7 protein-coding genes and 1 pseudogene are annotated in these 10,998 nt (G+C 75.1%); 6 read left to right on the forward strand and 2 right to left on the reverse strand.

The genetic code is table 11. The features are described 5' to 3' along the window. From ACYVKY_RS00240 to ACYVKY_RS00260, 5 genes and pseudogenes are all read left to right on the forward strand, one after another. A pseudogene (locus ACYVKY_RS00240) lies at nucleotides 1-703 on the forward strand (hypothetical protein); the annotation flags it as partial. Between the two features lie 225 nt (nucleotides 704-928). Then, nucleotides 929-2,086: an HpcH/HpaI aldolase/citrate lyase family protein gene (locus ACYVKY_RS00245; protein WP_460432976.1), complete on the forward strand. Its 1,158-nt coding sequence runs from the start codon at nucleotides 929-931 to the stop codon at nucleotides 2,084-2,086. Then, entirely contained in the window at nucleotides 2,083-4,641 is a 2,559-nt protein-coding gene (locus tag ACYVKY_RS00250; protein WP_460432977.1) for a phosphoribosyltransferase domain-containing protein, read from the forward strand. Before ACYVKY_RS00245 ends, ACYVKY_RS00250 begins: the two co-directional genes overlap by 4 nt. 5 nt (nucleotides 4,642-4,646) lie before the next feature. Continuing rightward, nucleotides 4,647-5,489: an HAD family hydrolase gene (locus tag ACYVKY_RS00255; protein ID WP_460432978.1), complete on the forward strand. Its 843-nt coding sequence runs from the start codon at nucleotides 4,647-4,649 to the stop codon at nucleotides 5,487-5,489. A gap of 35 nt (nucleotides 5,490-5,524) precedes the next feature. Further along, nucleotides 5,525-6,676: a DUF475 domain-containing protein gene (locus ACYVKY_RS00260; RefSeq protein ID WP_460432979.1), complete on the forward strand. Its 1,152-nt coding sequence runs from the start codon at nucleotides 5,525-5,527 to the stop codon at nucleotides 6,674-6,676. A 364-nt stretch (nucleotides 6,677-7,040) separates the two neighbouring features. Here the strand turns inward: ACYVKY_RS00260 and ACYVKY_RS00265 are convergent, their stop codons facing one another. Both ACYVKY_RS00265 and ACYVKY_RS00270 read right to left on the reverse strand, forming a co-directional pair. Continuing rightward, complete coding sequence (locus tag ACYVKY_RS00265; protein WP_460432980.1) at nucleotides 7,041-7,622, reverse strand: TerD family protein; 582 nt, start codon at nucleotides 7,620-7,622, stop codon at nucleotides 7,041-7,043. A 114-nt stretch (nucleotides 7,623-7,736) separates the two neighbouring features. Then, nucleotides 7,737-8,231: a hypothetical protein gene (locus ACYVKY_RS00270; RefSeq protein WP_460432981.1), complete on the reverse strand. Its 495-nt coding sequence runs from the start codon at nucleotides 8,229-8,231 to the stop codon at nucleotides 7,737-7,739. 112 nt (nucleotides 8,232-8,343) lie between these two features. Between ACYVKY_RS00270 and ACYVKY_RS00275 the strand changes: the two genes are divergently transcribed. After that, a partial coding sequence (locus ACYVKY_RS00275; protein ID WP_460432982.1) for an FtsK/SpoIIIE domain-containing protein occupies nucleotides 8,344-10,998 on the forward strand: 2,655 nt, incomplete at its 3' end.

Raw genomic sequence — 10,998 nt, forward strand, 5'->3', positions numbered from 1 at the left:
CGGCGCGGGCGTGCGCACCGACGGCCGCAGCGGGGTGCCCGCCGGCGTCGCCGCCGCCCGGCTCACGCCGCCGGTCGCGACCCTGCGCGGGCGCACCGCGCTGAACGCCACCACCCCGCAGGTGCGCCTCGGCGGCGAGCAGGCCACAAGCGGCTCGCTGCAGCTCACGCTCACCTGGAGCACCCTGCCCACCGACCAGCGCAGCGTGCAGGCGGGCCTGCGGCGCAGCACCGACATCCACCTCGGTGCGCTGTGGGAGATGAACGACGGCGCCTCGGGCGCGGTGCAGGAGCTCGGCGGCGGCGACGTCGCGGCGCCGGGCTACGGCTCCACCGTGCTGCGCCTGGGCGGGCGGTCGGAGACCGAGGGGCAGACGCTCACCGTCGCGCTGCGGCAGGTGGGCGACCTCAAGCGCCTGCTCGTCTACGCCTACGCGATCAGCGGGCAGCCCGAGTGGGACGCCCTCGCGCCGGTGCTGTCGGCGACGCTGCGCGGCGGGGTCAGCGTCGACGCGCGGCTCGACCCGGCGCCGCCGGGCGCCGGCACCTGCGCGATCGCCTCGCTGCACCGGGTGGGCGGGGTGCTCGTGCTGCGCCGCGAGGCCGAGTTCCTGCCCGGGCAGCAGCAGGACGTCGCCGAGGCCTACGGCTGGGACCTGCCCTGGGCGTCGGGCCGCACGCTGCCGCCCGTGCGCGTGCGCTGACCCCGTCGGGTCACCGCGCGTCCACCTGCCGTCCCGCCGCCGTCGACCCCGCGTCCACCACCCGTCCACGTGCCCGTCCACGTGCCGGGAGCGCCGCGGACGACCTGTGCGTCCGGGGGCCGGGGCACCCCCGTCCGTGGGGCACAATCGAGCCGCCGGGACGCCCGTCCCGGCCCGCGCGGCGGGGGCCGCGCCGACCGACCGACCTGAGGGGGGTGTGCTCACGTGCGCCACTTCGGCTACCTGTCGCAGGTGAACAGGGCGCGGTACTTCGAGCACGAGCCCCAGCCGATCGACCCGGACGGGCCGGCGGAGGAGCTCGCCGTCGCGCTCGGCGCCACGCTGTACTCCCCCGCCACCCGGGAGGGGCTCGACCAGGTCGTCGTGCGCCAGGCGGAGCGGGGCGCGACCTCGATGGTGCTGTGCCTCGAGGACGCCGTCCCCGACGACCTGCTCGACAAGGCCGAGCAGAACCTGGTCGAGAGCCTGCAGGCGCTGCACGAGCGGCCCCGCCCGACCCCGCTGCTGTTCGTGCGGGTGCGCCGACCCGACCAGCTCACCGACGTCGTCGAGCGGCTCGGCGACGCGGTGCGGACGCTGTCGGGCTTCGTGCTGCCGAAGTTCGGGCGCGCCAACGGCCTGGAGTACCTCGAGGCGCTCGCCGAGGCCGAGCGCGCCTCCGGGCACCGGCTGTTCGCGATGCCGGTGATGGAGTCGCCCGAGATCACCCACGAGGAGACCCGGCAGGACGCCCTGTGCTGGGTGCAGCGGACGCTCACCGAGCGCAAGGAGCAGGTGCTCGCCGTGCGCATCGGCGCCACCGACCTGTCGTCGGTCTACGGCCTGCGCCGCTCACCCGACCTCACCGTCTACGACGTCCGCGTCGTGGCCCAGGTCATCACCGACGTGGTGAACCGGCTCGGCCGGGCCGACGGCACCGGCCACGTCATCACCGGCCCGGTGTGGGAGTACTTCACCGGCGGCGAGCGCATCTTCAAGCCGCGGCTGCGGCAGAGCCTGTTCGAGCGGCACCACGCCGAGGACCTGCGCGCCCAGCTGCTCTCGCGCGACATGGACGGCCTGATCCGCGAGGTCGAGCTCGACAAGGCCAACGGCCTCACCGGCAAGACCGTGATCCACCCGAGCCACGTCCCCGCCGTGAACGCGCTGCAGGTCGTCACGAGCGAGGAGTACGAGGACGCCGTCGCCGTGCTGTCGAGTCCCCAGGGCGGCGTCGCGGCGTCCGGCTACCGGAACAAGATGAACGAGGCGAAGCCGCACTCGGCGTGGGCGCACCGCACCGCCACCCGGGCGCGGATGTTCGGCGTCTCGGCTCCCGACACCACCTTCGTCGAGATCCTCGCCGCGAGCCTGCTCTCGTGACCACGACCGACGCCAGCACGACCGAAGGCACCACCTGGACCGGACGGTGGGTCGCCGACCGCCTCGACGTGCGGCTCGCGACCACGTCGTCGCCTGTCGGCCTCGACCTCCCCGACCTGGTCGGGCTCGCGCTGCGCCGCAACCCGCGCCGCGCGCACCTGCTCGTGTCGCGGGTGCTCGGCAAGCACGTGCCCACCGACCCGCGCGTGGTGCACGGCAGCGGGCTGCTGCTCGGGCTGCTCGTCCGGGAGTCGCTGTCCGGCAACGCACCTCGCGACCACGACGACCTCGGTGCCCTCCTGCGAGCCGCCCTCACCTCGGGCGACGGCGCCGACGCGGCGGCGTTCCGCTCCGCCGTGGGCACCGCCCTCGACGCCGCACCGGTACCGACCCCGGCCCCGCTCGTGCTGGGCTACGCCGAGACCGCCGTGGCGCTCGGGCACTCGGTCGCCCGCGCGCTGCCCGGCGCCGCGTACCTGCACTCGACGCGGCGCGAGGTCACCGGCTTCTCGCCGGTCGGCGGGTTCGAGGAGGAGCACTCGCACGCCACGAGCCACCTGCTGCTGCCCGCCGACCCCGCGCTGCTCGAGGGCGACGGCGCCGCAGCGCGTCCGCTCGTGCTGGTCGACGACGAGCTGAGCACCGGCACCACGGTGCGCAACACGCTCACCGCCCTGCACCGCCTCGCTCCGCGCGAGCGGTACGTCGTCGCCGCGCTGGTCGACCTGCGCTCGGCCGACGACGAGGAGCGCCTCGCCGCGCACGCCGCCGCGCTGGGTGCGCGGGTCGACGTCGTCGCCCTGGTGCGCGGCCGCGTCGACCTGCCGGCCGACGTGCTCGAGCGCGGCACCCGGCTGGTCGAGGACGCGGGCCCGCCCGCCCCGGTCCCGTCCCGCGACGTCCGGGCCGACGCCGTCGCCGTGCCTGCACGCTGGCCCGCCGACCTGCCCGAGGGCGGACGGCACGGCCTCGACGGCGCCGGTCTCCCCCGGGTCGACGACGCGGCGACGGCGCTCGCCCGCGACCTCGCCGGCGCGCTCGCCCCGACCGGCGGCGGCGTCGTGCACGTCGTCGGCACCGAGGAGCAGATGGCCGTCCCGCTCCTCGTGGCCGAGGCCCTCGCCGACGCGCACCCCGACGTGCTGGTGCGCTACTCGACCACCACGCGGTCACCGGCGCTGCCCGTCGACGACGAGGGGTACGCGCTGCGCGACGCGCTGCTGTTCGCCGGCCCCGAGGACGGCGAGCCGCGGTTCGCCTACAACCTGCCGTGCACCGAGGACGCCGACGTCGTCGTGGTCACCGACGACCCCGCCGCGGGCGACGGCCTGCGCGCCGACGGCGGGCTGCTCGACGCGCTGACGTCCCACCCCCGCACCCGGAGGACCCTCGTGACGAGCCTGCCGACCGTCGTCCCGACGCTGCCGTCGGCGCTGCACGGACCGACCTTCGGCTCGTACCGGGCCGACGAGGTGTCGTGGCTGCTCACCGACCTGTCCCACGTGGAGCTGGAGGCGCCCACTGCGGAGCGCGAGCGTGAGATCCAGTCCGGCAGAGCGCACTACGCCGAATCACTGCCGATCGAGTTCCAGCCCGACCCGGCCTACTACGAGCTGTTCCACGCCTCGGTGCGCGACTCGGCGGCGCGCATCGCGCACGCCGTCGGCGTGGTGAGCGAGCTCCTGCTCGCCGAGCGCGGCGGCGAGCACCCCGAGCGCCTCGTGCTCGCCTCGCTCGCCCGCGCGGGCACCCCGGTGGGCGTGCTGGTGCGGCGCTGGTTCCAGCGGTTCCACGGGCTCGAGGTGCCGCACCACGCCGTCTCGATCGTGCGCGGACGCGGCATCGACGCGCTCGCCCTGCGGTACCTCGCCGAGCACCACGACCCCGCGTCGGTGGTGTTCGTCGACGGCTGGACGGGCAAGGGGGCGATCGCGCGCGAGCTCACCGCGGCGCTCGACCTGCACGCCGAGCGGACAGGCGTCCGGTTCGACGACGCCCTCGCCGTGCTCGCCGACCCCGGGGAGTGCGTCACCACCTACGGCACCCGGGACGACTTCCTCATCCCGTCCGCCTGCCTGAACTCGACCGTCAGCGGCCTGGTCTCGCGCACCGTGCTCAACGACGACCTGATCGGGCCGGGCGACTTCCACGGCGCGAAGTACTACGCCGAGCTGGCCGGCGCCGACGTCTCGAACGAGTACCTCGACGCCGTCACCGAGCGCTTCGACGAGGTGCGCGACCGCGTCGCCGACGACTGGCGGGCGGTGGCCGCGTCCGACCGCACCCCCACCTGGGCCGGCTGGGCGGCCGTCGAGCGGATCAGCGACGAGTACGGCATCGGGCAGGTCAACCTGGTGAAACCCGGTGTGGGAGAGACGACCCGGGTGCTGCTGCGGCGCGTCCCCGAGCGCGTGCTCGTGCGGCCCGGCGCGGCGGCCGACCTGCCGCACGTGCTCGCGCTGGCGCAGGCGCGGGGCGTCCCGGTCGAGGAGGTCGCGGACCTCGCGTACTCCTGCGTGGGCCTGATCGACCCGACCGCCGGCGGCGAGGGATGAGCGACGTGACCAGCACAGGCACGACAAGCACCGACGCACCCCCGACGGTCGTCTGCATCGACCTCGACCGCACCATCATCTACTCGCCGCGCGCGCTGCTGCTGCCGCACCAGGACCACGAGAACCCGCGGCTGCTCGGCGTCGAGACCCTGCACGGCCACCCGCAGTCGTTCGTCACCGAGCGCGCGGGGAGCCTGCTGCGCGAGCTCGCCGCCGCGTGCGTGCTGGTGCCCACCACGACCCGGACGCCGAAGCAGCTGCACCGCGTCGACCTGCCCGGGGTCGGGCGCGCCCCGCGCTACGCGATCGCCAGCAACGGCGGGCACCTGCTGGTCGACGGCCTCGCGGACGAGGACTGGAACGAGCAGGTGCGCCGCTCCCTCGACGGCTGCGCGACGGTCGAGGAGGTGCGGCACCACGTCCAGCAGCGGCGCGGCGACTTCGTCGAGAAGCTGCGGGTGGCGTCCGACCTGTTCGTCTACTGCGTCGTCGACCGCGCCGAGCTGCCGTCCGGCTGGGTGGCCGAGCTGACGCACTGGTGCGCCGAGCGCGGCTGGGGCGTGTCGGTGCAGGGACGCAAGGTCTACGCGGTGCCCCGTCCGCTCACCAAGTCCTCGGCCGCCCGCGAGGTGATGCGCCGCACCGGTGCCGACCACCTGGTCGCGGCGGGCGACTCGCTGCTCGACGCCGAGCTGCTCGCCACCGCCGACCGGGCGGTGCGGCCCACCCAGGGCGAGCTCGCCGACGAGGACTGGACGACTCCCGGCCTGCACGTCACCCGCGCCCCCGGCGTGCTCGGCGGCGAGGAGCTCGTCGAGTGGTTGCTCCACAGGGTGGTCCCGCGGTGACCGGAGGACCGGTTTCGTCACGGTAGGCTCCGCGCGTGCTGCTACGGACCTTCGGTTTCTCGATCGCGATCACGCTGGTCGCCCTCGCCGCCTCGTTCTTCCTGTTCAGCCCCGCCGGCTTCGTGCTGGTGGCGGTGCTGATCGTGCTCGAGGTGTCGCTGTCGTTCGACAACGCCGTCGTCAACGCCAAGGTGCTCAAGCGGATGAGCCCCTTCTGGCAGAAGATCTTCCTGACGATCGGCATCCTCATCGCCGTCTTCGGCATGCGGCTGGTCTTCCCGGTGCTGCTGGTGAGCGCCACCGCCGGCATCACGCCCGTCGAGGCGGTCGACCTGGCGATCCAGGGCGGGTCGATCGAGGAGCCGGGCACCTACGCCAACCTGGTCAACGACGCCCACCCGGCGATCGCCGGCTTCGGCGGCATGTTCCTGATGATGCTGTTCCTCGACTGGCTGTTCGAGGACCGCGAGATCCACTGGATCACCTTCCTCGAGAAGCCGCTGCAGAAGCTCGGCGCGCTCGAGTCGATGTCGGTCATCGTCGCCCTGAGCGCCCTCACCGGCGCCGCGGCCGCGTTCGCCGACGACGAGCACTTCGGCCAGGTGATGATCTCCGGCGTCCTCGGCGTCGTGACGTACCTGCTGGTCGGCGGCCTCGGCAACCTGTTCGAGGGCCAGGGCGGCGAGGACGAGGACGACGAGGACGAGGTCGGCGCGCTGGAGAAGGCCGACGTGCCCGCCGCCGCCGAGACGGCGCCCGGCCGCTCGGGCCCGAACACGGCGCAGCTCGCCACGGGCAAGGCCGGCCTGTTCCTGTTCCTCTACCTCGAGGTCCTCGACGCGTCGTTCTCCTTCGACGGCGTGATCGGCGCGTTCGCCATCACCCAGGACATCTTCATCATCATGATCGGCCTAGGCGTGGGCGCGTTCTGGATCCGCTCGCTCACCGTGTACCTCGTGCGCCAGGGCACGCTGGACGAGTACGCCTACCTCGAGCACGGCGCGCACTGGGCGATCGGCGCCCTGGCCGCGATCCTGCTGGTCACCATCAAGTACGAGATCAGCGAGATCATCACCGGCCTGATCGGCGTGGTCTTCATCGCCGCCTCGTTCGTCATGTCGATCGCGCGGAACAAGAAGCTCGACCGCGAGAGCGCGACGCACGACCACCCGCACATGCACATCTGACGGTCCCCGCACCGTCTGCGCAGAAGACGCCCCTTCCCGCCTGCCGGAAGGGGCGTCCTGCGCGTCTGCGGCCGGCTCGGTACCGCGCGACCGACACGTGCAGCGGGACGTCGACCGTGGCGAGCTCCTCGGCCAGCACCCGGTGGGAGGTGCGGGTCATCGGCTCCTCGATCGCGCCCTTGCAGTCGACGTACACCTCGACGCCGCGGGCGGTCACCGTCCGAGTGTGACTGCCGCACGCGGCACGCCGGCGCGCTCTCGCCGGAGGTCCACACTCGCGGGCGCACGGGTCCGCCGCACCACCCCGGACGCACGAGAGCCCGGCCCCTCACGGGACCGGGCTCTCGTCGTGGAGCGGGGCGACTCAGACGTTGACGCCGAAGTCGCGGGCGATGCCCGCCAGGCCGGTGGCGTAGCCCTGGCCGACGGCCCGGAACTTCCACTCGGCGCCCGAGCGGTACAGCTCGCCGAAGACCATCGCGGTCTCGGTCGAGGCGTCCTCGGACAGGTCGTAGCGGGCGAGCTCCTGGCCGTTGGCGTCGTTCACCACGCGGATGAACGCGTTGCGCACCTGGCCGAAGTTCTGCTGGCGGTTGTCGGCGTCGTAGATCGAGACCGGGAAGACGATCTTGTCGATCTCCTGCGGCGTGGTCGCCACGTTGACCTTGATCTGCTCGTCGTCGCCCTCGCCCTCACCGGTGAGGTTGTCACCGGTGTGCTGGATGGCGCCGTCGGGGCTGGTCAGGTTGTTGAAGAAGATGAAGTGCTGGTCGGTGAGGACCTTGCCCTCCGCGTTGCAGCCGATCGCCGACGCGTCGAGGTCGAAGTCGGTACCGGTCGTGCTGCGGACGTCCCACCCCAGGCCGACGGTGACGGCGCTCAGGCCGGCGGCGCCGGCCTCCTTGGTCAGGGAGACGTTCCCACCCTTGCTCAGGCTCACACCCACGTGCTGGCTCCAGTCCTGTCGTGGGGGTGCGGACGCGCTCGGTCGAGAACGGCCGACCCACCCCCGGCGTGTCGCCGGGACGTCGTCCCGGCACGCTCCGACCCTACCCCGACCTCACCCGCCCGCGCCGGTGCGCGGCGGCTCGGTGGACGGGGCCCCGTCGGCGCCCGGCGCCTTGCGCAGGCCGACCGGCGCGGCGTCGTGCCCGGGCGCCCCGTGCGGCACGGGGGCGTACGCACCGCCCGGTGCGGCGGGCGGGTGCGGCGGCGTCGGGCCGACCGCCGCGGGGGCGCCGCCCCACCCGAGCGCCGCGACGACGCGAGGCACCCGCGCGAACGCGACGACGAGCAGGACCGTGCCGGCCAGGCTGATCACCGAGCTCACCGCGGCGATCACGCCGACCAGCGCGTAGAGCGAGGGACCCGGGCCCGTCGAGTAGACGACCATCGCCTGCTGCGACATCGACACCAGCTGCGACACGGCCAGCAGGCCGAACCCCAGCACGGCGGGCACCCGCCACGGCGACCCCTGCGGCGCGCGCGCCGCGACCACCGCCCCGACGATCGCGACCACCCCGAACGGCACCGACCACAGCAGGCTCCACAGCATGGCGGCACCCTAGCCACCGGTCCGTCCGCACCTGCCACGATGTGCACAGCGGCGCGCGACGGGGACGCCGCACGGGGACGGCACCGGGACGGCACGGGGACGGGGGACGCGGGTGGACATCCGGCTGAGCCTCGTCGACCCCGCCCGCAGCGCGCTGGCGGTCGACGTGCAGGTGGCGGCGCCGCCCGGTACGACCGTCGCCGACGTGGCACCCGCGCTGCTGGCCGCGGTCGGCCGCGAGGAGCGCGACCTCCCCCTCTTCTGCGACGGCGAGCGCCTGCCCGACGACGCGCCGCTCGGCACCGAGCCGCTCGTCGAGGGGGCCGTGCTCAGCGTCGGGCGCGCGGGCGGTCCGGCCGGGCGGCAGGCCGAGACGCTCGGCGGGTTCCTCGAGCTGCACGCCGTGGGCGGTCCCGACAGCGGCCAGGTCTACCGGCTGACGCCGGGGTCGCACCGGCTCGGGCGGGCCGGCGAGGCGGTGCTGGTGCTCGACGACCCGGACGTCTCGCGGGTGCACGCCGAGCTGTCGGTGACGCCCGCGGGCATCACCCTGCGCGACCTCGGTTCGACCAACGGCACGCTCGTCGACGGGCGGCGCCTGGGCGAGCAGCCCGTCCCCGTCACCGAGCGGTCGCGGGTGCTGGTGGGGTCGACGACGCTCAAGCTGCGGGTGCCGCGCGCCGAGCACGCGGCGAGCGAGGTGCGCGACGGCCTGGTGCTGGTGAACCGCTCCCCGCGGATCGTGCCGCCGGTGCAGGCCGTGACGCTCCAGCTGCCGACCCCGCCGCCCGAGCGCCGCACGCTGCGGGTGCCGGTGATCGCGATGGTCGTGCCGCTGCTGGTCGCCGTGCCGCTGGCCCTGGTGCTGCGGTCCTGGTACTTCCTGCTGTTCGGCCTGCTCTCGCCGCTCATGCTGCTGGGCAACCTGCTGAGCGACCACGTCGGCGGGCGCAAGGAGCACCGGGTCGCGCAGCGCGCCCACGCCGAGGAGACCGCTCGGGTCGACCAGCAGCTGCGCGACGCCGTCGTGGTCGAGGGGCTGCGCCGGCGCGCGGGCGCCCCGGACGCGGCCGAGCTGCTGCGCATCGCCACCGGTGTGCTGCAACGGATCTGGGAGCGCCACACCACCGACCACGACTTCCTGCACCTGCGCATCGGCACCGCCAGCCTGCCGTCGCGCATCACCGTGCTGCCGCCGTCCGGGCAGGTCCGCGAGGCGGGTGCCCGCACCGAGGGCGAGCCCGCCGCCGACCACCCGTGGATCGACGACGTGCCCGTCACCGTCCCGCTCGCCGACCTCGGCGTCGTCGGGCTGGCCGGCCACCGGCCGCGGGTGCTGGCGCTGACCCGCTCGCTGCTCTGCCAGGTCGCCGCCCTGCACTCCCCCCGGCACGTCGGCGTCGTGGTGCTCGCCGCCGACCTCGCGGCCGGGCGCGGTGCCTCGCTGCTCACCCCCGGTGCCGACTGGACGTGGACCGCCTGGCTGCCGCACGCCCGTCCCGCCGACGGCCTCGGCGCGGGGGCGGCCGCGGCGGTCGGCGTCGACGACGAGCAGGTGCGGCGCCGCGTCGGCGAGCTCACCGCGCTGCTCGACGCCCGGCTGGAGGAGCGGACGTCCCGCCGGCCGGGCGAGCGGTTCGCCGGGCGCCACGTCGTCGTGCTGCTCGACGGCGCGCAGCGGCTGCGCACCGTGCCGGGGGTCTCGCGGCTGCTCGACCTCGGGCCCTCGGTGGGCATCACGGCGGTCTGCCTCGACGGCGACCCCGCCCAGCTGCCCGTCGAGTGCCGCGCCACCGTGCAGGTGAGCGGCGAGGTCGCCACCCGGCTGCGGCTCGCGAGCAGCGGGCAGCCGCCGGTCGACGACGTCGTGGCCGACCTGGTGTCCGAGCGCTGGGCGCACCGGCTAGCGCGCGGCCTGGCGCCGCTGCGCGACGCCACGCCCCAGGCGGGCAGCGACCTGCCCGAGCAGGTGCGCCTGCTCGACCTGGTCGGGCTGCCCCAGCCCTCGCCCTCGGCCGTCCGGCGCCGCTGGGAGGCCTCGCCCCGGGGGACGACCACGCCGCTCGGCGTGGCGGCCGGCGGCCCGTACGAGGTCGACCTGCGCCGCGACGGGCCGCACGCCCTGGTGGCCGGCACCACCGGCGCCGGCAAGAGCGAGCTGCTGCGCACCCTCGTCGCCGGCCTGGCCGTCGCGAACCGTCCGGACGAGATGGTCTTCGTCCTGGTCGACTACAAGGGCGGCTCGGCGTTCGCCGAGTGCGCGCGGCTCCCCCACACCGTCGGCCTCGTCACCGACCTCGACGGCGCGCTGACGGCGCGCGCGCTGGAGTCGCTCGGCGCCGAGGTCGCCCGCCGCGAGCGCGTGCTGGGCGCGGCCGGCGCCCAGGACCTCGAGGCGTACGCGGCGCTGCGCGCGGCCGACCCCGAGCTGCCCGCGGTCCCCCGGCTCGTGCTGGTGGTCGACGAGTTCCGGGTCCTGGTCGACGAGCTGCCCGACTTCGTGCCCGGGCTGGTGCGGCTCGCTGCCGTCGGCCGGTCGCTCGGCGTGCACCTGGTGCTCGCGACCCAGCGGCCGTCCGGGGTCGTGAGCCCGGAGATCAAGGCGAACGTGAACCTGCGGGTGGCGCTGCGGGTGCAGGAGCCGGCCGAGTCGCTCGACGTGGTCGACGTGGCGGGCGCCGCGGCGCTGCCCGCCCCGGCCCCCGGGCGGGCGCTGCTGCGCAGCGGCTCGCAGCCGCCGGTGCTGCTGCAGACGGCCCGGGTGGCC

Source organism: Angustibacter speluncae, from assembly GCF_054777815.1.